The sequence below is a fragment of the Dethiobacter alkaliphilus AHT 1 genome, from assembly GCF_000174415.1.
In the GTDB taxonomy this organism is placed as follows: Bacteria; Bacillota; Dethiobacteria; order Dethiobacterales; family Dethiobacteraceae; genus Dethiobacter; species Dethiobacter alkaliphilus.
Window position 1 is genome coordinate 69906 of sequence record NZ_ACJM01000006.1, and the last position, 20367, is coordinate 90272.

The 20367-nt window shown below is 54.3% G+C and carries 22 protein-coding genes; 2 read left to right on the top strand and 20 right to left on the bottom strand.

Annotated features, from left to right (window positions below; translation table 11 throughout):
• Positions 1 to 7: 7 nt before the first annotated feature.
• From DEALDRAFT_RS06890 to bshC, 18 genes are all read right to left on the bottom strand, one after another.
• Positions 8 to 709 (bottom strand): PP2C family protein-serine/threonine phosphatase, encoded by a 702-nt coding sequence (locus DEALDRAFT_RS06890; RefSeq protein ID WP_040378645.1) that lies wholly within the window; start codon positions 707 to 709, stop codon positions 8 to 10.
• The gene (aroB, locus tag DEALDRAFT_RS06895) at positions 699 to 1814 is read right to left on the bottom strand and encodes a 3-dehydroquinate synthase (RefSeq protein ID WP_008516120.1); all 1116 of its coding nucleotides are present in this window, start codon (positions 1812 to 1814) and stop codon (positions 699 to 701) included. The genes DEALDRAFT_RS06890 and aroB overlap by 11 nt, the downstream gene beginning before the upstream one ends.
• A gap of 12 nt (positions 1815 to 1826) precedes the next feature.
• Complete coding sequence (gene aroC / locus DEALDRAFT_RS06900; RefSeq protein WP_008516122.1) at positions 1827 to 2990, bottom strand: chorismate synthase; 1164 nt, start codon at positions 2988 to 2990, stop codon at positions 1827 to 1829.
• Positions 2987 to 3760: a prolipoprotein diacylglyceryl transferase gene (gene lgt / locus DEALDRAFT_RS06905; protein WP_008516124.1), complete on the bottom strand. Its 774-nt coding sequence runs from the start codon at positions 3758 to 3760 to the stop codon at positions 2987 to 2989. Before lgt ends, aroC begins: the two co-directional genes overlap by 4 nt.
• 11 nt (positions 3761 to 3771) lie before the next feature.
• Complete coding sequence (locus DEALDRAFT_RS06910; RefSeq protein ID WP_008516126.1) at positions 3772 to 4239, bottom strand: methylated-DNA--[protein]-cysteine S-methyltransferase; 468 nt, start codon at positions 4237 to 4239, stop codon at positions 3772 to 3774.
• Between the two features lie 249 nt (positions 4240 to 4488).
• Positions 4489 to 4938, bottom strand: a complete 450-nt coding sequence (locus tag DEALDRAFT_RS06915) for an RrF2 family transcriptional regulator (protein WP_008516128.1) — start codon at positions 4936 to 4938, stop codon at positions 4489 to 4491.
• Between the two features lie 35 nt (positions 4939 to 4973).
• Positions 4974 to 5801, bottom strand: coding sequence for a histidinol-phosphatase HisJ family protein (locus DEALDRAFT_RS06920; protein ID WP_008516130.1), 828 nt, complete (start codon positions 5799 to 5801; stop codon positions 4974 to 4976).
• Positions 5802 to 5806: 5 nt separating this feature from the next.
• Complete coding sequence (gene hisIE / locus DEALDRAFT_RS06925) at positions 5807 to 6439, bottom strand: bifunctional phosphoribosyl-AMP cyclohydrolase/phosphoribosyl-ATP diphosphatase HisIE (RefSeq protein ID WP_008516132.1); 633 nt, start codon at positions 6437 to 6439, stop codon at positions 5807 to 5809.
• Positions 6417 to 7196 (bottom strand): imidazole glycerol phosphate synthase subunit HisF, encoded by a 780-nt coding sequence (gene hisF, locus DEALDRAFT_RS06930; protein WP_008516134.1) that lies wholly within the window; start codon positions 7194 to 7196, stop codon positions 6417 to 6419. Before hisF ends, hisIE begins: the two co-directional genes overlap by 23 nt.
• Positions 7197 to 7925, bottom strand: a complete 729-nt coding sequence (hisA, locus tag DEALDRAFT_RS06935) for a 1-(5-phosphoribosyl)-5-[(5-phosphoribosylamino)methylideneamino]imidazole-4-carboxamide isomerase (RefSeq protein ID WP_008516135.1) — start codon at positions 7923 to 7925, stop codon at positions 7197 to 7199.
• Positions 7919 to 8527, bottom strand: a complete 609-nt coding sequence (gene hisH, locus DEALDRAFT_RS06940) for an imidazole glycerol phosphate synthase subunit HisH (protein ID WP_008516136.1) — start codon at positions 8525 to 8527, stop codon at positions 7919 to 7921. Before hisH ends, hisA begins: the two co-directional genes overlap by 7 nt.
• A gap of 73 nt (positions 8528 to 8600) precedes the next feature.
• Positions 8601 to 9191, bottom strand: a complete 591-nt coding sequence (gene hisB / locus DEALDRAFT_RS06945) for an imidazoleglycerol-phosphate dehydratase HisB (protein ID WP_008516137.1) — start codon at positions 9189 to 9191, stop codon at positions 8601 to 8603.
• Positions 9166 to 10464 carry a histidinol dehydrogenase gene (gene hisD / locus DEALDRAFT_RS06950; RefSeq protein ID WP_008516138.1) on the bottom strand — a complete coding sequence of 433 codons (1299 nt, stop codon included), beginning with the start codon at positions 10462 to 10464 and terminating at the stop codon, positions 9166 to 9168. Before hisD ends, hisB begins: the two co-directional genes overlap by 26 nt.
• Entirely contained in the window at positions 10458 to 11111 is a 654-nt protein-coding gene (gene hisG, locus DEALDRAFT_RS06955) for an ATP phosphoribosyltransferase (RefSeq protein WP_008516139.1), read from the bottom strand. Before hisG ends, hisD begins: the two co-directional genes overlap by 7 nt.
• Positions 11105 to 12340 carry an ATP phosphoribosyltransferase regulatory subunit gene (hisZ, locus tag DEALDRAFT_RS06960; RefSeq protein WP_008516140.1) on the bottom strand — a complete coding sequence of 412 codons (1236 nt, stop codon included), beginning with the start codon at positions 12338 to 12340 and terminating at the stop codon, positions 11105 to 11107. Before hisZ ends, hisG begins: the two co-directional genes overlap by 7 nt.
• 87 nt (positions 12341 to 12427) lie before the next feature.
• Positions 12428 to 13564: an N-acetyl-alpha-D-glucosaminyl L-malate synthase BshA gene (gene bshA, locus DEALDRAFT_RS06965; RefSeq protein ID WP_008516141.1), complete on the bottom strand. Its 1137-nt coding sequence runs from the start codon at positions 13562 to 13564 to the stop codon at positions 12428 to 12430.
• Complete coding sequence (bshB1, locus tag DEALDRAFT_RS06970) at positions 13564 to 14313, bottom strand: bacillithiol biosynthesis deacetylase BshB1 (RefSeq protein ID WP_008516142.1); 750 nt, start codon at positions 14311 to 14313, stop codon at positions 13564 to 13566. The genes bshA and bshB1 overlap by 1 nt, the downstream gene beginning before the upstream one ends.
• Before the next feature lie 11 nt (positions 14314 to 14324).
• Positions 14325 to 15950: a bacillithiol biosynthesis cysteine-adding enzyme BshC gene (gene bshC / locus DEALDRAFT_RS06975; protein WP_008516143.1), complete on the bottom strand. Its 1626-nt coding sequence runs from the start codon at positions 15948 to 15950 to the stop codon at positions 14325 to 14327.
• Between the two features lie 148 nt (positions 15951 to 16098).
• Between bshC and DEALDRAFT_RS06980 the strand changes: the two genes are divergently transcribed.
• Positions 16099 to 16377, top strand: a complete 279-nt coding sequence (locus DEALDRAFT_RS06980) for an AbrB/MazE/SpoVT family DNA-binding domain-containing protein (RefSeq protein ID WP_008516144.1) — start codon at positions 16099 to 16101, stop codon at positions 16375 to 16377.
• Positions 16377 to 16835, top strand: coding sequence for a type II toxin-antitoxin system VapC family toxin (locus DEALDRAFT_RS06985; protein ID WP_008516146.1), 459 nt, complete (start codon positions 16377 to 16379; stop codon positions 16833 to 16835). Before DEALDRAFT_RS06980 ends, DEALDRAFT_RS06985 begins: the two co-directional genes overlap by 1 nt.
• Before the next feature lie 50 nt (positions 16836 to 16885).
• Here the strand turns inward: DEALDRAFT_RS06985 and DEALDRAFT_RS06990 are convergent, their stop codons facing one another.
• Positions 16886 to 18829, bottom strand: coding sequence for a cytochrome c3 family protein (locus DEALDRAFT_RS06990; RefSeq protein WP_008516147.1), 1944 nt, complete (start codon positions 18827 to 18829; stop codon positions 16886 to 16888).
• Between the two features lie 237 nt (positions 18830 to 19066).
• Complete coding sequence (gene aroA / locus DEALDRAFT_RS06995; protein WP_008516148.1) at positions 19067 to 20365, bottom strand: 3-phosphoshikimate 1-carboxyvinyltransferase; 1299 nt, start codon at positions 20363 to 20365, stop codon at positions 19067 to 19069.
• Positions 20366 to 20367 lie beyond the last annotated feature (2 nt).

Sequence of the window (20367 nt, forward strand, 5' to 3'; positions counted from 1 at the left end):
CCACCTCCTAAACCGGATAGGTCAGATGCAGCCTTCCTGTCCTTTCATTATTATTACCGTTAACTCCCAGCGCCAACAGTGTCATATCATCGCCGGGCCGGTTCTCTTCCCGTTCCACCGCCAGGGAGAAGACCTGGCCGGCCAGCTGCCGGACATCGGCCGCCGTGGCCTCCAACAGCATTTTTGTCAATGTTTCCATCTCCAACTGCCGCCCGTACTTACGCCCGGCATGGAGAATTCCGTCGGTAAATGTCAAAAGAATAGTTTCTTCTTCCATGGAAATTTCATGAATCACCGGTTTGACAAATTGGTGAAAACCGATGGGGTTCACCTTATCGGCCAGAACATGGACCCGGTCTCCCTGTTTCACCAGCACCGGACAATGGCTGTTGCGGGAAATGACAATGGTGCGGCTGTTTAAATCGGCAGACAGCATGGTAAGCGTTGCAGAAACTTTACCGTCCCGCAGCGCAAACAGGTAATCATGGGTGGCGCGGGCCACCGCACCGTCCCGGGTCCCGTCGGCCACCAGCGACATGGCTTTGCTGACCACCAGATTACTGATAATCTTTGCCGAGCGTCCACTGCCCTGGCCGTCCACCATCAGCGCCGTCACCCCGCCTTTGGGGCGCTCCACCACTTCCGCCGAATCGCCGCTTTCCCCCACCGCGTATTTTGATGTCTTGTTTACCGCCACTTCAATCTGCATCGGGCAACAAGCTCCCTTCCGCATCAAGATATGCCGCCAAAACATCGGACACCGCCTGTGGATCCACATCCTTAAACGAGCGTACCTTACCGATTGTTTCCGGCAGGATAAAGACAATATCGTCGCCTTCCCGCTTCTTGTCCTGCTTTAAGGCACCAAGCACCGCCTCCGCCTGCAAACCAGGCGGCGCCGGCTTCAGGCCCACCCGGGCAAACAGCCTTAAAAGCCGCCGGGCCTCCTCCTCAGTCAACAACTCCCGCCGCTGTGCCAGCTGTACCGCCAGCACCATCCCGGCCAAAACCGCCTCGCCATGTAAGTAATATTTATAAGAAGTGGCGGTCTCCAGCGCATGGCCCAAGGTATGACCAAAATTCAAAATAGCGCGCAGTCCGCCCTCCCGTTCATCCTCTGCCACCACCCGCGCTTTCAGCGCACAGCAGTCACCGATCACCTCTGTCAGCACCGGGGTTTCCCCGGCTATAAAGCCGTCCCACTGCTTTTCCAAAAGCGTAATAAGCGGTTCATGTAAAATAACACCGTATTTCACCACTTCCGCCGCCCCGGCCAGATACTCCCGCTTAGGCAGCGTGGAGAGTGTCTCCAGCTCAATCCAGACCAGCTGCGGCTGATAAAAGGCGCCGATCAGGTTCTTACCCAGACGGTGATTAACCGCGGTCTTGCCCCCCACACTGCTGTCCACCTGAGCCAACAGCGTTGTGGGCACCTGCACAAAGGGCACACCGCGCAAATAGGTGGCTGCCACAAAACCGGCCAAATCACCAACAACGCCGCCGCCCAACGCCACAATAAAGCCGCTGCGGTCAAGCCCAGCTTCAATGGCCGCCGTATACAGCGTATCGGCCCACTTTAGGGTTTTACTCTGTTCCCCCGCCGGCACCACCGCCGGCGTCACGGAAAAACCGGCCTCATGTAGTGCGGCAATCAGCTTGCCGCCATAGAGTCCAAACACATTCTCATCGCTGACCAGTAGAACCTGTCCCGGCTTAAGCCTCTGCGGCCAAATCTCGTTAATTGCCGGCCAGATATTTTCTCCGATATGGATATCATAACTCCGCTCACCCAGCGGCACCTGCACCATCCGCATTACGTTTCACTCCTAACGCCGTGCCAAAAGCTCCAGATAATTTTCCAGATTGGCTTTCATTTCTTCTGTGGAGTCGCCCCCCAATTTTTCCCGCAGCGCCACCGCCACTTCCCAGGCCACCACCGCTTCTCCCACAATCGCCGCCGCCGGTACCGCACAGGCATCGGAGCGCTCTACCGCCGCTTCAAAGGGCGCATGGTCGGTCATATCCACACTGCGAAGCGGCTTATATAAAGTAGGAATGGGCTTCATGGCTGCCCGCACCATCAGCGGTTCCCCGTTGGTAATGCCGCCTTCCAGGCCGCCGGCCCGGTTCGTCAGACGAAAATAGCCGCGCCCGTCCTCATAGCCGATTTCATCATGCACCAGAGACCCGGGGCGCACCGCCGCAGCGAACCCGGCGCCAATCTCCACCCCTTTAATGGCCTGAATGCTCATCAATGCCCCGGCCAGACGGCCGTCCAGCTTCTTATCCCACTGCACATGGCTGCCCAGGCCCACCGGCACACCCTGCACCACCACTTCAAAAACTCCGCCCAGCGAATCACCATCGGCCTTGGCCCGGTCAATTCGCGTCTTCATTTTCTCTTCGGCCACAAGATCCGCCGAGCGAACCGGCGAATTTTCCACTTTCTCATACTGTATGACCAACTCATCCGGCGACAGGGTATCTGCAGCTATCTCCCCGATGGAGACAACCTGCGAATATACAGAAATGCCAAACGCCGCCAACATTTCTTTGGCCACAGCGCCCACCGCCACCCGGGCCGCCGTCTCCCGGGCACTGGCCCGCTCCAGCACATCCCGCACATCGGCCAGATTATACTTTTGCGCCCCGGCCAAATCGGCATGGCCCGGCCGCGGCCTGGTCACCGCATCCAACTCCTCAGGCGCCTCGCCATCGGGAGCCATTTTGCCGGTCCAATTCTCAAAATCCCGATTATTTATCCTCAGAGTCAAAGGGCTGCCCAGCGTCCGCTTAAAGCGCAGGCCGGTCAACACCTCCACCCGGTCTTTTTCAATTTTCATCCGCCCGCCGCGGCCATATCCCTGTTGGCGCCGCGCCAACTCACGGTTCACCGCCGCCGGATCCACTCTCAGATTGGCAGGCAAACCTTCCACTATGGCACACAACGCGGGGCCGTGTGACTCCCCCGCCGTCAGAAATCGCATCATAGATAGATCCCTCCATCAATGTTTTTGGACTGCTTCGCCCGCCGTTTCAGATACCACAAGACCAACAGCCCGCCGTGAATCAAAATCAGGCTCACCACCTGCCCCGCAGGCATTCCACCCCAATAAGGCACGTCGGCTCGAATCCCTTCAATCCAAAACCGGCCCGCCGAATACCAAATCAGGTAACGCAGAAAAATTCCGCCGGCCACCGTTTCACCCTTACTCTTATACAAAAGAAAAGCAAAAACACCAAGATTCCAGATAAACTCATAAAAAAAGATGGGATGGCGCATGGCCCCGTCAATATACAATGCCCAGGGAACGCCGGTTTCAATCCCGTAGGCTTCCTGATTAAAAAAGTTTCCCCAGCGGCCGATGGCCTGCCCCAAAATCAACCCCGGAGCACAAACATCACCCAGGCGCCAAAACGATATCCCGGTCCGCCATGTATAGAGCACTGCCGCCAGAACTCCGCCCAAAATCCCGCCATGAATGGAGAGCCCGCCGCCACGCAAATCAAACATGGCCAGCCAGTCCCCCCCATAGTGAGATAAATTAGTCACCACAAAGATAAAACGGGCCCCGGCTATAGCCATTGGGACCGCCAAAAGTAAGAAACCCAGCACCCGGTCTTCAGCAATTCCGTACCGGGGGGCACGATTTTTTGCCACCAGCATTCCGGCAAAAATACCCAGGGTAATCATCACCCCGTACCAGTACACCGCCAAACCAAACAGGCGAAACGCCACCGGATCAATCTGAATATGCATGTCTTCCTCCCTTACGCCTGCTCCAGCTGCAACAACCGTTCTTTCCAGGAAAGGCCGCTGCTAAAACCGCCCAGGCCGCCGTCGCTTTTTACCACCCGGTGACAGGGAATCACCAGCACCGTCCGGTTGTTGGCCATGGCCTGCCCCGCCGCCCGTACCGCCTTGGGCGAACCGGCCTCCCTGGCCAACCAGCCATAACTGCGGCTCTCCCCATAAGAAATAGTCCTACAGGCCTCCAGAACCCGCCGAAAAAACGGCGGATACCCGCCATAGTCCACGGGACACCTAAAAGAAACTCTCTTGCCGGCAAAATAATCCTTTAAATCAGCGGCCAACTGCCTGACCCACTGAGGATCAGCCGCCGCCACAGCCGGACAATCACCGCTCTCCTGCCCCGGCAACCCCAACTGCAAAAGCCCGCCATCCCCATAAACCAAACAAACAACCCCGGCCACCGTCTCCACAAACCTCTTCTCCATCCCAACCTCCACATGAAACCGCGAAGTCTTAAGTATGCAAAAACCTGCAAAATCCTGCAAAAAAAGGACCGTCCCCAATTCGCACCCAATTCGCACGCTTCCATCCCGGCCGGGCCGGCTGTTTAGAAGCAAGCAGGTCGACGGGCGCAAAGGGTTCCGGCACCGGAGGCGTATATGTAATACGCTGAGGATGCCGGGTTCCTGCGGCAACCTAGAGATGCGCCGCTTATAAATAGCCGGACCTACTACCTAAATGTAGTACATGTATCCCTTGCCGCTCATTTTGCGTTGCTCTTCTACGATTTGGGCCAGGGTGATGCCGTCCAGGATTTCGTTGATCTGGTCGCGGACGTTGCCCCAGATGCTGCGCATGACACAGTCGGTGGAACGTTCGCAGCTCTCGTGGCCGTCGTCGTCAATGACACATTCGGTGGGTGCGATGGGTCCTTCCAGCACCCGGATAATATCACCCAGCGTAATTTCTTCCGGTGGACGGGCCAGGCGATAACCTCCCTGGGCTCCGCGCACACTGCGGATCAGTCCGGCCTTTTTCAGGCTGGCAAACAAATGCTCCAGATATTTTTCCGAGATATGTTCCCGCTGCGCCACACTCTTTAGTGCAATGGCTCCTTCGCCACTGTGCAAAGCCAGGTCAAACATGGCACGGACGCCATACCTGCCCTTGGTTGATAGCCGCATCGATTTCCCCTGCCTTTCAAAAATAATAGTAATCTCTAAAGCGAAATATTAGGTTCCACTGTCAGCTCCAGAGGACGCATGGTGCGCTTTCCTCCGGCAAAGGATGCAACTTCTGTGAATCCTATTTTATCTAAAATTAACGCCGCCCGCCGCAGGCCGCAGCCCACTTCCTTGGGCCGGTGGGCATCGGAGCCCATGGTAACGGGAATCCCTATATCCTGGCACTGGGCCAAAAACGCTTCCCCGGGATATGCTTCCCTCACCGGAGCCCGCCAGCCGGAGGAGTTTAACTCCACGCAGATATCCGCTTCTTTTAGGATGCGACAGGTTTCTTCCACCAGATGGTCCCACGATTTACGGGGAAAGAAGGAAAACTTTTTCACCACATCCAAATGGCCCACAATATCAAAGAGGCCGCTTTTTGCCATCCGGCAAACCTCAGCAAAATACTCTTCATAGAGTTTATCAATGTCGGCCCACTCATAGCGTTTGATATAGTCGGGATGGGTAAAGTCCCAGTCCTTTACAAAATGAATGGAGCCAATCACATAATCAAAGGGATATTGCTGTAAAAGCTGTGCCGTTAACTCTTCCTGTCCCGGCAGATAATCCACTTCCACACCCAGGCGCACCGGGATAGAGGCACTTTTTTGCAGCGCATGCACATCGGCAATGTATTCGTCCAGTTCATCAGGCTGCATGGATACCGGTTCATCCAGATCAACGCCCAGCATCCCCAACGGAAAGTGGTCGGCAAAGCCGATTTCCGCCAGTCCTTTTTTCTCCGCCTCCGCCAGATACTCCCTCATCTCGCCGGAGGCATGACAACACCGCCAGGTATGGATATGGTAATCTAGCATCATAATCTTTACTGCCCCTCCGCGGGTTTGGGACGATGGCGCCGGGCCAGCTCACTGAGCACCTCGGAAACCGCCACGTCTTTTTCCGCCAGTAATACAAGCAGGTGGAAAATCAAATCTCCGGACTCATAAATCAACTCATTCCGGTCTTCGTTTTTGGCGGCGATGATTACCTCGCCCGCCTCTTCCCCAACTTTTTTCAAAATCCTGTCCAGGCCCTTGTCAAACAGCTTGGCAACATAGGAGCCTTCCGGCTTGTTTACTTTGCGCTCCGCAATAATGCGCTCCAGCTCCGGCAGGAAATTACCGATATCCAGATTCTCCGCACCGGAGAGGGACTGGTAGAAACAGGTGGCCGCTCCGGTATGACAGGCCACTCCGGTCTGCTCCACCTGCACCAAAAGCGCATCTTTGTCACAGTCAAAATCTATGCGCCGCACTTTCTGGATATGGCCCGATGTGGCCCCTTTGTGCCACAGCTCATTGCGGCTGCGGCTAAAGAACCAGGTTTCACCGGTCTCCACCGTTTTCTTAAGCGATTCCTCGTTCATATACGCCAGCATCAGTACACGGCCCGTCTCTGCATCCTGAACCACTGCGGGGATCAGGCCGTTTTGATCAAACTTCAGGTTGGTGATCATACCGTACAGGCACCCCCCGCTCCACTAAATATTGTTTCACCTCGGCCACGCTAAACTCTTTGTAATGAAAGACAGAAGCGGCCAGTGCCGCGTCTGCGTTTGCCTCACCCAGCACAGTATGGAAATGCTCCATGGCTCCCGCACCGCCGGAGGCAATAACGGGAATTCTCAGCTCTTTGGCCACCGCCGCGGTTAGCGGCAAATCATAGCCGTCTTTACTGCCGTCGCAGTCCATGCTGGTTAAAAGAATTTCTCCCGCACCCCGCCGCTGCGCCTCCGCCACCCAGGCCAACACCGAACGGCCCGTGGGGGTGCGCCCGCCATGGGTATACACTTCCCAGTCTTTTTGCTCTTCACTCCATTTGGCATCCACCGCCAAAACGATACACTGAGAGCCAAAACGCTCTGCCGCAGCGGTGATTAATTCCGGGTTCTCCACCGCCGCCGTATTCAGTGACACTTTATCAGCGCCGGCCACCAGCATCTGCCGCACATGCTCCAGCTCACTGATGCCGCCCCCCACAATAAAGGGGATAAAGACCTGCTCGGCAGTGCGGCGCACCATCTCCAGGGTGGTACCCCGCCCCTCATGGGAAGCGGTTATATCCAGAAATACCAACTCATCGGCGCCGGCCCGGTCGTAAAACTTGGCCAGCTCCACCGGGTCTCCCGCATCGCGCAGGTTCACAAATTGTGTCCCCTTTACCACCCGCCCGTCTTTCACATCCAGGCAGGGGACAATGCGCTTGGCAAGCATTTAACGCTCCTCCGTAATCTTTAAGGCTTCGGCCAGGTTCACATTGCCGGTATAGAGTGCCTGTCCCATAATCACGGCGGTAACACCATACTGCTCCAGCTTCTGCAGATTAGAGATATCCTCCAGTGACGACACCCCACCGGAGGCAATCACGCCCAAGGGCACCGCTTCGGCCATTTCCTGCAGCGCTTCCAGATTCGGCCCCTGCAGCGTTCCGTCGCGATGAATATCGGTATAGACAATTTCCTTTACACCCAGCTCTGCCATGCGCAGCGCCAGGTCAATGGCTTTTTCCTTTGATTCCTCAACCCAACCGCGGATGGCCACATAGCCGTTTTTGGCATCAATGCCCACCACAATCTGGCCGGGATACTTTTTACACAGCTCCTGGACCACATCCGGCTCGGTTACCGCCACGGTTCCTAAAATAACCCGGGCCACGCCGCGCTTTAGCAAATCCGCCGCAGTCTGCACGTCACGAATACCGCCGCCCACCTGCACCGGAATCTTTACCGCCTGCACAATGCGCTCAATAATATCGGCATTTTTCATGGCGCCTTCAAAGGCTCCGTCTAAATCCACCAGGTGCAGCCGTCCGGCGCCCTCTTTTTCCCAGCGCTTGGCCGCCTCCACCGGATCTTCATGATAAACCGTTTCTTTATCCAATTCCCCGTGCACCAGCCGCACACAGCGGCCGTCACGGATGTCCACTGCAGGGATGATTAACATTCCACCAGCTCCCCGAAATTTTTTAGTATCAACAAACCCAGCCGGCTGCTCTTCTCCGGATGAAACTGAATGCCAAAGACGTTATCTTTTTGCACCACAGCAGAAAACTCACTGCCGTAATCTGCCGTGGCCAGATTAACCGCCGGGTCTTTGGGACGTACATAATATGAGTGCACAAAATAAAAATAGTCGCCATCCTTAATCCCATTTAACAAAGGATGCTTTCGTTTTATGGACAGCTGATTCCAGCCCACCTGGGGTACCTTCACCTCTCCGGTAAAGGGCACCACTTCACCGGGGATTAAACCCAGTCCCCTGTGTTCTCCCATTTCCTCACTGCTGTCAAACAACAGCTGATGACCCAGGCAAATTCCCAACAAGGGCACTCCTTTGGCCACCTGCTGATAAATAGCTTTGTCCAGCCCTTCTGCCTGTAAGCTCTCCCTGGCCTGACCAAAGGCGCCTACTCCGGGCAGCACCAAGCCGTCGGCTTGTACTAAATCTTTGGGGTCCGCAGACACCACCGTGGCAAAACCAGCTTGGGCAAACCCGTTTTGAACACTGCGGAGGTTACCCATGCCATAGTCAATGATGACAATCATCTCTTCTACCTCCACCTTTATCCTATTCCATAAACGCAGAAAAAAATCCTGCTAATTCACTAGGAATACATAATTATAATACTCCCTTGGTAGACGGAATTCCCTCTACCCGCGGGTCAAGCCCCACAGCCTCATCCAGCGCCCGGCCCAGCCCTTTAAAGGCCGCCTCCACAATATGGTGGGTATTGGTTCCCGTAAGTAACCGCACATGCAGCGTACATTTGGCCCGGTTCACAAAGGCCCGCAAAAATTCTTCCACCAGTTCCGTTTCGAAATTCCCCAACCGTGATGCGCCCAAAGGCAGCTCAAAGCCCAAATACGGCCGACCCGACAAGTCCACCGCCACCAGCACCAGCGCCTCATCCATAGGCAAAATCACCGAACCGTACCGCCGGATACCTGCTTTATCACCCAGCGCCTCATCAAAGGCATCGCCCAGCACCAGGCCCACATCTTCCACCAGGTGGTGAGCATCCACCGGTAAATCGCCCTCGGCGTTAATCTCTAAATCAAAAAAACCGTGACGGGAAAACAAAGTCAGCATATGTTCAAAAAACGGCACCCCAGTCTCCAGGTTTGCCCGGCCCTGGCCGTCTAACTCCAGCTTCAGCTCGATTTCCGTCTCTCCGGTTTTGCGATTAATTACCGCTTCCCTTTTCTTCAAGGTACTCCCTCCTGATCTTTACCGCCTGTCCATGGGCCGTGAGCCCCTCCACCCGGGCCAACCCTTCAATCTTTTGGGCCGACTTTAAAAGTGCCTGCGGCGAGTAATAAATTACACTGGTCTTCTTCACAAAATCATCCACCGACAGCACCGAGGAAAAACGCCCCGCTCCGGCGGTGGGCAGCACATGGTTGGGCCCGGCCCAGTAGTCACCCACCGGCTCCGGCGTATAGGGCCCCACAAAGACAGCGCCGGCATTTTTCACCTTACCCAGCGCTTCCCAGGGCTCTGAAAGCTGCAGCTCCAAATGCTCCGGTGCCAGCTCGTTTACTATCTCCAGCGCTTCATCCAAAGAATCCACAATCACCAAAGCGCCTTGCTGTTGCAGCGATTCCCGGGCCACATCACAGCGCTCCAGCTGTGCACACTGGCGCTTCAACTCCTTTTGCAAATCCAAGGCCAGCCTGGCTGATGTGGTCACACAGTAGGAAGCAGCCATCACATCATGCTCCGCCTGGGACAACAAATCCGCCGCCACAAAGTCGGCCCTCGCCGAGGCATCGGCCACCACCAGCACCTCACTGGGTCCGGCCAACATATCAATGCCCACCATCCCCGAGACTTCCCGTTTGGCCAGCGTCACATATAAATTGCCCGGCCCCACAATCTTATCCACTTTGGGCACCGTCTCCGTCCCGTAGGCCAGTGCCGCCACCGCCTGGGCGCCGCCGCACTTGTACACCGCATCGGCCCCGGCAATCTTTGCAGCCACCAGCGTATACGGGTTTATCTCTCCCCCGGCCTGCGGCGGAGTTACCAGCACCACTTTTTCTACCCCGGCCACCCGGGCCGGAATTACCGTCATCAAAACCGAGGAAGGATAGGCAGCCCCTCCGCCGGGAACATAGGCTCCGGCCTTCTCCACCGCCGTCACTCTCTGCCCCAGCGCCACCCCGTCAGCCTGGTGTTCCAGCCAGGAGTTTTGCACCTGCCGCCGGTGAAAGTCACGGATATTTTCCGCAGCCTCCACCAGGCTCTGCCGCACCTCAGGGTCCACCGCCTCTTCTGCGGCGGCAAACTCCTCTTCACTGACCAAAAGCGTTTCCAGCTCCACACCGTCAAACTTCCTGGTGTACTCCAGCACCGCTTCGTCGCCGCGCTGATTAACCTCAGCTAAGATATCCCTTACCGCCTGGGTGGCCTCGGGGTAATCATCAAAGCCGGCCCGGGTAAAGGTCTCCCGAAATGTCCGGCCGTCAAATTCCCTTAGCATGGTTTCACCTCATTTACGTCCAGCACCTGCTCCAGCCGGTTTACCAAATCCATAACCCGGCCGCCCTTTACCTGGTAACTGCCGGGGTTGGCCACCAGCCGGGAGGTAATATAGGCGATGGTTTCCGTTTCCACCAGGTTGTTTTCCACCAGCGTCTTTCCGGTGGACACCAAATCCACAATTACATCGGCCAGATTCAAAAGCGGCGCCAGCTCAATGGAGCCGTGCAGCTTAATCACCTCAAACTGCTTGCCCTGCCCCTGAAAATGCCGCTCCGCCGTCCGCGGATATTTAGTGGCCACATAACCGCCGCTAAAGTCCTCACACCCCGCCTTTCTGGCCACCGACAAACGGCAGGGCCCGATACCCAGGTCAAGGAGCTCATAGAGTTCCTTGTCCTGCTCCATCAATACGTCTTTGCCCACCACGCCCAAATCCGCCACGCCATACTCCACATAGGTGGGGATATCGGTGGGTTTGGCCATGATGAAACGCAGTTTATGTTCTTCCAGGGTAAAAATCAGCTTGCGCGATTCTTCCCGCACCTCGTCACAGTTAATGCCCGCAGCTTCAAACAAATCCAATGTGGGCGGCAGGATTCTTCCCTTGGCCAAAGCTATGGTCAACCAGTCATTGGCAGCTAACATCCCGCATTCCTCCCCTCGTCGGCCAAACGAAACGTCTCCGTGTTGTCCGCACTATGATATATTAGCTGAGCCGCACCCAGCTTTAGTCCCAGCTCTTTTGCTTCCTCTGCACTGCGCGGCGCCATATCCACCAGCACTTCATCTCCGGCCTGGCGCAGCCTTTGTGCCGCCAAAAGCGCCGCCGCCCGGCCGTCTTCACCGTAGCCCACAAACACCGGCCGGTTCTGTGGCGCCAGTTTTTTCAGCCGCTGCAGCTTGGTCAGCAGATGGTCAATGTTTAGAGCAAAGCCCACCGCCGGCAATTCCGGCCCGAAGTTTTCCAACAGCTGATCATAACGTCCGCCGCCGCAGATGGGATAACCCAAACCACCGGTATAGCCCTCAAAGACAATGCCGGTGTAATAGTCCATCATCCGCACCAGGCCTAAATCCAAAGTAATAAACCGGGTGACGCCGTAATCCTCCAGCACATCCCAGGCCTCTTCCAAGACCGCCAGCGGCCCCGCCGCCTCGCCAGCGGGCACCAGCGCCGCCGCAGCCTCCAGCACCTCTTTGCCGCCGCGCAAATGGGGAACGCGCAAAATGGCATCCTTGGCCTCCTGGCTAATGTCCAGCGACCCCACCATTTCCTTTAAGGACACAAAGTCCTTTTTATTAAAGTAAACAATAATATTTTCCCGGTCCTCTGCCTCCACCCCATGGGCATTAAGGAGAGTCTCCAAAAATCCGGCATGGCCCAGACACAGGGTAAATTCCTGCAAACCCAACTCCTGCAGCACATCGGCGGCCAGCGCCATCACTTCCGCATCGGCTCCGGCACCGGCAATACCTATAAGCTCCACTCCGGCCTGGGTCTGCTCCCGCTGCTTGCCCTGCTGCGACGAGGCGTAGCGGTAAATACTGCCGCCGTAACACAACCTCAGCGGCTTTGGCCCCCCCGCCAAATGGGTGGCCGCCACCCGGGCCAAAGGCAGCGTAAAATCCGGACGCAGCACCAAAGTGCGCCCCCGTTCATCAGGAAAACGATATACCTTGTCCTCCAGATCCGCCTTCATCTCCGCCACAAAGTTGGCACTATACTCAAAGGCCGGTGTGGCTACCTCCCGGTATCCCCATCGGCCAAAGATCTCCTGAATCTTTCCTTCCAGTTCCCGCTTCTGCCGCGCCAAACCGGGCAGCAAATCGCGGACACCTTCCGGCGTCAGCAGTCGTTTCATTTTATCATTCATGTAGATACCCCGCTTTAATACGTTAAAGTGATAACGTATTAAATTTTAACATGCACAAGGCGCCGTGTCAATAATTTTAGTACAAAGTTAACAACCTTTACCCCTGTTTTCCAGTACTTCCCGGTAAAACTCTTCATACTGCGGCACAATCCGTTCACTGTCAAACACATCTTCAGCCCGCCGGCGCGCCGCCTCACCCATCTTTTGCAGCTTCTCTTCACTTTCCAGCGCCTGCAGGGCAAAACCGGCCAGCGCCTCCACATCACCCACCGGCGCCAAAAAACCTGTCTCACCGTGCACCACCACTTCCGGCAGTCCACCGGCCTCCGAAGCTATCACCGGCACACTGCAGGCCATGGCCTCCAGCGCCCCCAGCCCAAAACTTTCCTTGGCCGAAGGCAAAAGAAACAAATCCGCCGCAGACAGTATAGGGATGATATTATCCTGGGTGCCCATAAAACGCACATCATCCTGCACCTGCAGCCGCTGTGCCGTTTCCTGCGCTTCCATTCGCTGCACGCCGTCTCCCACTAAAAGCAGCTTGGCATTCATTTCTTTTCGCACCCGGGCAAACACTTCCACCACGTCCGGCACCCTTTTTACCGGCCGGAAATTGGAGACATGCACCAGCACCTTACAGTCTGCCTGCGGGCAGCCCACCTGCTCCCGGCTGCCGGGCAGGCGAAACACCTGCCTGGTATTGATGAAATTATAAATGGGCCTAACCGGCTTGGTGACCCCGAATTTCTCCACCGTCTCGGCGCATAAACTCTCAGACACCGCCGTAACCCCATCGCTTTTTTCAATGCTGTAGCGGGTAATACGGTTAAAGGAAGGGTCGCTGCCCACCAGGGTAATATCGGTGCCGTGCAGCGTGGTCACCACCCGCACACCGCAGTCCTCCAGAATCTCCCGCGCCATATGGGCACAAAAAGAATGAGGTATGGCATAGTGGGCGTGAATGATATCCAGCCCCTCCCGCTCCACCAGCTCCGCAATCTTATTGACCAAAGCCAAAGTGTAGGGCGGATACTTAAACAAAGGATAGCCCAGCATGTCCACCTCATGGTAATAAACGTTTTGCTGGTAGCGATCCAATCTAAAGGGCAGCTGATAAGAAATAAAGTGCACAGTATGGCCCCGCTGCGCCAGTTCCTTACCCAGCTCCGTGGCCACCACCCCGCTGCCCCCATGGGTGGGATAACAGATAATCCCTATCTTCATCACTTCACATCCTTCTTGACCCTTTCCATGACCAACTTCGGCAGCCGGCCCCTCAGGGACATTAAGTCTTCCTGCTCCATGGGCTCCGACAGATATATACCTTCCCCATACATGACCTGAATCTTGGCCCCCACATACTGGTCCCGGCTCTGAATCATGCGCATAAACGCCGGATCATTGACCAGCGTCTTCCAGTCCGTATCCTCAGACATGCCAAACTGGCTCTCATGGGCACAAAGCGCCCCCATTTTCTTCTCATAATGATCACTGATGTCCACAATCACCGTGGGCTCATCATCAAGGGCCAGGAAAAACTGTGCCATCACCGGCGGCCGATGCGGCTCCCCGTCTGCGGGATACCGCCACAACCCCGCCAGATGGGCCGCTTCCTGCACCAACTGACTGGCCCGCAAATGGTCGGGATGCCGGTCCTTAAAGTACGGCCCGATCACCACTTTAGGCTGGTACTTGCGAATCACCTCAATTACCACCCGCAAGCTATCTTCATCCACCTTCAGCCTGGCATCGGGCAGTCCCAGGCAGTCCCGCACTTCCATACCCATAATCTCCGCTGCCTTAAGCGCCTCTTTTCTACGAATTTCCGGCGTGCCATTACTGCCCATCTCTCCCGCCGTCAGATCCACAATCCCACACTTATAACCCATGGCCGCATGCTTAATCAACGTCCCGCCAATGCCAATCTCCACATCATCGGGATGAGCACCAAAGGCCAATATATCCAACTGCATAAAAATACCTCCTATTTACCTGGATAAAACAGATGATGTCCCGGCTGCTCTGGAAACTCCTCTACCAGCTGCTCCCAAAAACCGGGCCCGTATTTCATCAGATATGTAAACACACAAAACACCCTCTCCTGCAGTTTGCCGTTGGGCTTTAAGCCTTGCTCCAACGCCGCAAAATGCCGGATCATCACTTCGTTTTTCTTCTTGTATTCTTCCTCTGCCTTATCTTCCAGATAACGCACCTGACTATAAACGTGCTGCAGGTTCTTCTCCGCCAGCTTCTCCAGCTGCGGATTGAGCTTAACCAGCTCTCTTTTTAAATGGTCATACTCCAGCTTTAAATGACTGCGCAGATGTTCAAAGACACTGTCAATGTCCATATCATTTTTTTTCTTTAGCTCCCGCTGGAGCACATCCCCTAAATCCCTCAACAATTCCCGCTCCGGCACGTCATACTTCTTAAGATACCTGGCCAGCCTGGGCTCCACCACCGTCACCCCCGGCCTGGGCCACAACACCGGCGGCTCAATGCCAAACACCGCATACATGGCCGTAACCTGAGCAAAGTACGACGTTTCCCCCGGCCCGGGAATAAAGGCCACCGTGGGAAAAATACTGTCCTGCACCAAAGGCCTTAAAAGCACATTGGGACTTAACTTCTCCGGCCTCTCAGCAATCAAAGCCAAAAGATCATCCTCACTGTAGGAAACGGCCCCGTCCCGGGTCGAAAAATACTCTCCCCGTTTATACAAACCGGTGCGCCGCCCCTCCACCAACAGCAAAAAGGAAGCATCATCCTCCCGCTCCACCTGCAGCGGATACCCTTCGGCCCGAAGCGCCGCTTCCCGCTCGGAAAGCGCAGCCTGCACCTCCTGGCGCCGCCGCACCACCTGTGCAAAAACAGGCGCAGCCAAAGCCCTGGCTTCCTCTAAAAGCGGATTAAACAGCACCAATCCCTCCGCCGCAAAAAGCTTTGCCATAATCCGGGCAAACCAGTCCGCCGGCGTCTGGGATTCCCTTCGCGTCTCCTCCAGCCAGGCCAGAATATCCGGCACAAATTCCGTCTGGGGCACCCGCGCCTTAAGCACCTCCAGCACCTCTTGACCCGCTTCGGCTGTAAGCCGCATCTGTCCCACCGGCTCTCCTTCATGTTCCAGGTCCAAATCGATACGCTGCGGCTTATTTTCCTTATCCAGCACATAACAATTGTTAGCTTCGGAAAAGTCATGGTCCTCGGCAGCTATCCAGAAAACCGGCACCACCGGCCGCGCCAGTTCCTGCTCCAGCCTGGCCGCCAGCTTCACCGCACCCAGCGCTTTATAAATGGTATATAGCGGCCCGCTTAACAAACCGGTCTGCTGTCCGCACAGCACAACCACCGCCTGCTCATCCAGTAATTTTTCAATCTGTTTTTCCGTTTCCTCCGAGCAATCCAAATCCCGGTTATAGTCCCAAAGCATACGAAAAAGGCGCTGCCGGTCTGTTTTATACCCGGCACAAACCCGCTGGGCCTTTTTGGCAAACACCCCTGACTCATTATAGTGCTCACCAAGAAACCGCACCGCCTGCGGCAAATTTTGCAGATAGTCTTTGTAGATTCCCGGCAGCTTTTCACCGGGCAGCATATAAGTTTTCAGCATATAGATTACTCCTGTTGGCAAGATTTACAATCAGTATTCCACAAAACCCGCGTTTATCCTTGTTAATAAAGGACATTGCATAATTGACCGTGAAATGTAATTATTTTATAATATAAGTAAGAATTCCTTACTGTAAGGAGGAGTAGTTGTGAATAAGGTTAAAATCACTTCCAAAGGACAAATCACACTCCCGAAACAGCATCGGGACCAACTTATGCTTCGTGAAGGAGACTACCTTAATGTATATATTGATAATGATAGTATTGTTCTAAAACCTGAATCTAATAAAAGTGAAAAGGAAGCAATTTATGAGTACTGCCGAAAGCACGGCAGCAAGAATACTGATTTAGCTGAGGCCAGGCGCATTCTTGCCAAAGTGCCTTATTCACTGTCCGAACAGGTTCGTAAACTTCGGGAGGAAGAATAATGTCCTGGTATTTTTTAGACACCAGCGCCCTTTTTAAGCGCTATATTAACGAACCAGGTAGTGAAGGTCTAAACCTGCTTTTCGGTAGTGATAATGTCCTTACAATTTCATCCCTGACAATCTGTGAAATAACTGCAAATTTACGAAGGCTCGTTGACGTGGATTACATTATTTCAGAAGATGAGTTTATAAGGTTAAAAGAAATATTCCTTGGTGAAATCGGCGCACAATTATACGATATTATACCGTTTGATAAAGATATCCTCTTCTCCTCTTTAGACATATGTGCTCAGCAGTTTATCACCCCGGTTGACTCAATCCAACTGGCTTCCGCCTTAACCATGGAAAATCCCCCAACCTTTGTCTGCTGTGATAAAAAATTATTACACCTGGCTCAGCACTATGGACTCCAAACACTAAATCCCATGGATACCGCTGCTGAGGACTTGGACGCGTAACAAAAAGAGGACTACAAAGAAAGCACGCCCTATTGAGGCGTGCTTCTTCATTACTCTTCGCTTTCAGTTTCGGTTTCATCCTTTTCAGAATCATCTTCCCGGAGGATGGCAGCCTCTCCGTCCGGATCATCCAAGGGTTCTTCTTCTTCCTTATCTCCCTCCGGCTCACCGTCGGATTCTTTCTTTTCATCGGTGCCGTTTTCCGGCTTATCGCCATCGGTACCATCTGGTTCCGTATCACTGCCGTTTTCCGGCTCAACTTCGCCGGAACCGTCAGGTTCACCTTCCGGCTCCTGAGGCGAAACATCATCACCTGTTTCTTCCTCAAAGGCCTCTTCACCTTCCGGTTCTTCACCGCCATCTTCGGTTAATTCTTCTTCTTCACCATCAGGAACATCCGGCTCTGAATATTCAACTCCGTCCAAGTCTGCATAATTACCGTAGGGCAACTGCAGCTCATCAACTTCATGACAAACAAAACACATTTCCCATGCGGTTTCATCGGCAGCGCGGCCAAAACGCAGATGATACGTGTTCTCCGGAATATCTTCTTCTTCACCGCTAGGATACATTATCTTCAGTTCCCGGTCCATCATTAACAGGGTATCGGTACCGTGAGCGAAGTGGCAGGTAAGGCAAACCAAGCGCTGCTCAAAGTCATCAGTTTCCCAGTACCGGCTCTCCTCCAGTTTCAGCATATTTCCCCTGCCGGAAATGGTAAACTCATCGTCACCATTTTCCTCCGTACCGTTATCTCCGTTATCTCCGTTATCTCCGTTATCTCCGTTATCTCCGTTATCCCCACCGTCACCATTATCACCAACATCGGCAAGGACCATATTTGCATCGTCAAAGAGATGGGCAAGATTCTCATCGATAACATGGGTCCACATCGTCTCCGGGTCTTCCCTGTCACCATGTACCACAACGGTCTGATCCTGGTAGTTTTTATCCACATAGCCAGTATGGCATGCTGTACAGTATGCTACCGTCCCACCGTAATAGACCGTATCTTCCCAAATTATATTGCCTTCTTCATCCAGTTCGCGTTCCACTTCCATATCTAAAACTGTGGCCTGGCTAAAGAAGATAATATACCGTCCGTCTTTCAAGCCGTCCTCAATTAGTTCCTGCTCTTCTGCCGGCAGGTCGTCACTGATTTGCACATAACCTTCCGCGTAATGGACAAAGAACAAATCGGTAGCCTCAACCAGTTCGGAAGCTTCTACAACCTCATATATTACCAGCCCGTATTCTTCAAAATAAGGTGATTCAGTGTCATAGTAAAGCCAGGGAGATGTCTCATCCAATAAATCCGGCCGATACTTCTCCTCATCATATTGGTCAGGCACCAGCAAAACACCCTCATGCCTCTCGGCGCTACCGTTGATATTCATATTAAAGTGCCGCTCGCCGTAGGCTCCGTGGGGAGCATGGCAGGAACCACAGGTAAAGGGCTGGTCCCACCAACCTTCATCTTCCTCCGGAGCCCCGGCTCCCGGGGCCTCGCCTACCAGAACAAAACCGGTTGCTAAATGAAATGAAACGCCTCTGCGGCTGGAATTAGGCTGATTATCGCCGTCATAAAACCGGCCGCCCGGCAAAGCTGTATCATCATGGATATTGTAAGTATTCATGGAAGAGTCAAAATGGCAGGTAGAACAGGTATTATAGATAGACCGCTGGAAAATAAGCCCTTTTCCCTGACCTGTATGGGTCATATGGCATGAGGCACAGGAGTTGGTATTGACCGAGAAACCGGAATGTACCTTTTGTCCCTCTACATTACGGCTGTACCCGTCAAAACCGGCCACTTCATCGTATCCGGTTCGGTTGGCATTATATATGCCTTCCTCAGCCAGCTTAATCCTGTCAACCGGGTTATATTTATCGCCCCAGGCTGAGCCGGCGGCCACGCCAACACTGAATTTCATAAACGGCAAAAGCACTGCCATGGTCAGTGCTAGAATCCGCAGAGTGTTTTTATTAACCATGCAAGCCTTGCCTCCCCCAGATGATATTAATCAATATGTCCCCCGAATGCTTACACATGTACCATTCGACATTTAGGCCAAATGTCCTGTTAGTACAAATTATTTTTTTAACAAACAGCCTTCAAAACAGCACTATTTACAGGATTTTCACATTTAAAACCCAATTGCCACATTATATACGCTTATAACGATATTAATTCCTAAAACTAAAAAAAGAGCGAAATATTTCGCCCTTTCTTAGAATCCTGACACCCTGCATCCCAGTTCTTGCAGCGTATCCCAGAAGTTCGGGTAGGAAATAGCCACGCTTTCCGGCTCCTCTACCGTAACCGCCCCTTGTGCGGCCAAAGCCGCCACACAAAGGGACATGGCAATGCGATGATCCCCGCGGCTGTGGGCGATAGCGCCACTTAGTGGCCGTCCACCTTCCACCACAAATCCATCCTCTGTGGCAGTTACCGCCGCCCCCAGCTTGTCGAATTCTTCTACCACCGCAGCAATCCGGTCGGTCTCTTTTACCTTCAATTCCGCCGCATCGCGGACCACCGTCTTGCCCTTGGCAAACATGGCCGCCACCGCCAGCACCGGCAGCTCATCTATCAGCCGCGGCACAATATCACCGCCGATTTCCACTCCTTGCAGCTCTTTAGCCCGCACGCGGATATCGGCCACCGGTTCACCGCTTTCCACCCGCTCGTTAACCAGCTCCAGGTCGGCACCCATATCTTTTAGTACCTCCAGCACACCGGTACGGGTGGGATTGACGCCCACGTTCTTCACCAGCAAATCGGAGCCGGGCACAATGCTTGCCGCAACCAGAAAAAAGGCGGCAGAAGAGATATCACCGGGCACCCGGACGGTCTGTCCCTGCAGCTTGGGCTTACCATGAACCCGCACCGTATTGCCGTCTACCTCTACCTCGGCACCAAAAGCCGCCAGCATCCGCTCCGAATGGTCGCGGCTTTTCTCCGGTTCGGTCACCGCCGTTACCCCGTCGGCAAAAAGACCCGCCAACAGCACCGCAGATTTCACCTGGGCACTGGCCACCGGCGAATTATAATGAATGGGGCGCAAACGTCCGTGCAGCACAGAAAGGGGCAGCAGCTTACCATCGTCTCTGCCTAAAATCTCCGCCCCCATCTGCTTTAGCGGCTTGGTCACCCGGCCCATGGGGCGTTTGCGCAGCGAAGAATCCCCGGTCATCACCGAGTAAAAGGGCTGACCTGCCAGCACGCCTAAAAGCAGCCTGGCGGTAGTTCCCGAATTACCGCAATCCAAAATATCCTCCGGCTCCCGTAGGCCCTCCAGGCCCACACCATTAACGGTAACATCTGAGCCGTTTACCTGCACCGGCACACCCAGCTTCTGCATGCAGCTTACGGTGGAAAGACAGTCTTCCCCGGTTAAAAACCCGGAAATCCTGGTTTCCCCGTTGGCCAGAGACCCCAGAAGCACCGCCCGGTGGGAAACCGACTTATCTCCGGGGACTGTAATCTCTCCCGTTAACGGCCCCGCTCCCTCAATGGTAACACTCATCT

Bases quoted from the DNA above. Each gene is read 5' to 3' on its own strand.
- DEALDRAFT_RS06890 (WP_040378645.1), bottom strand. From the start codon at position 709: ATGCAGATTGAAGTGGCGGTAAACAAGACATCAAAATACGCGGTGGGG.
- aroB (WP_008516120.1), bottom strand. From the start codon at position 1,814: ATGCGGATGGTGCAGGTGCCGCTGGGTGAGCGGAGTTATGATATCCAT.
- aroC (WP_008516122.1), bottom strand. From the start codon at position 2,990: ATGATGCGATTTCTGACGGCGGGGGAGTCACACGGCCCCGCGTTGTGT.
- lgt (WP_008516124.1), bottom strand. From the start codon at position 3,760: ATGCATATTCAGATTGATCCGGTGGCGTTTCGCCTGTTTGGTTTGGCG.
- DEALDRAFT_RS06910 (WP_008516126.1), bottom strand. From the start codon at position 4,239: ATGGAGAAGAGGTTTGTGGAGACGGTGGCCGGGGTTGTTTGTTTGGTT.
- DEALDRAFT_RS06915 (WP_008516128.1), bottom strand. From the start codon at position 4,938: ATGCGGCTATCAACCAAGGGCAGGTATGGCGTCCGTGCCATGTTTGAC.
- DEALDRAFT_RS06920 (WP_008516130.1), bottom strand. From the start codon at position 5,801: ATGATGCTAGATTACCATATCCATACCTGGCGGTGTTGTCATGCCTCC.
- hisIE (WP_008516132.1), bottom strand. From the start codon at position 6,439: ATGATCACCAACCTGAAGTTTGATCAAAACGGCCTGATCCCCGCAGTG.
- hisF (WP_008516134.1), bottom strand. From the start codon at position 7,196: ATGCTTGCCAAGCGCATTGTCCCCTGCCTGGATGTGAAAGACGGGCGG.
- hisA (WP_008516135.1), bottom strand. From the start codon at position 7,925: ATGTTAATCATCCCTGCAGTGGACATCCGTGACGGCCGCTGTGTGCGG.
- hisH (WP_008516136.1), bottom strand. From the start codon at position 8,527: ATGATTGTCATCATTGACTATGGCATGGGTAACCTCCGCAGTGTTCAA.
- hisD (WP_008516138.1), bottom strand. From the start codon at position 10,464: ATGCTAAGGGAATTTGACGGCCGGACATTTCGGGAGACCTTTACCCGG.
- hisG (WP_008516139.1), bottom strand. From the start codon at position 11,111: ATGTTAGCTGCCAATGACTGGTTGACCATAGCTTTGGCCAAGGGAAGA.
- hisZ (WP_008516140.1), bottom strand. From the start codon at position 12,340: ATGAATGATAAAATGAAACGACTGCTGACGCCGGAAGGTGTCCGCGAT.
- bshA (WP_008516141.1), bottom strand. From the start codon at position 13,564: ATGAAGATAGGGATTATCTGTTATCCCACCCATGGGGGCAGCGGGGTG.
- bshB1 (WP_008516142.1), bottom strand. From the start codon at position 14,313: ATGCAGTTGGATATATTGGCCTTTGGTGCTCATCCCGATGATGTGGAG.
- bshC (WP_008516143.1), bottom strand. From the start codon at position 15,950: ATGCTGAAAACTTATATGCTGCCCGGTGAAAAGCTGCCGGGAATCTAC.
- DEALDRAFT_RS06985 (WP_008516146.1), top strand. From the start codon at position 16,377: ATGTCCTGGTATTTTTTAGACACCAGCGCCCTTTTTAAGCGCTATATT.
- DEALDRAFT_RS06990 (WP_008516147.1), bottom strand. From the start codon at position 18,829: ATGGTTAATAAAAACACTCTGCGGATTCTAGCACTGACCATGGCAGTG.
- aroA (WP_008516148.1), bottom strand. From the start codon at position 20,365: ATGAGTGTTACCATTGAGGGAGCGGGGCCGTTAACGGGAGAGATTACA.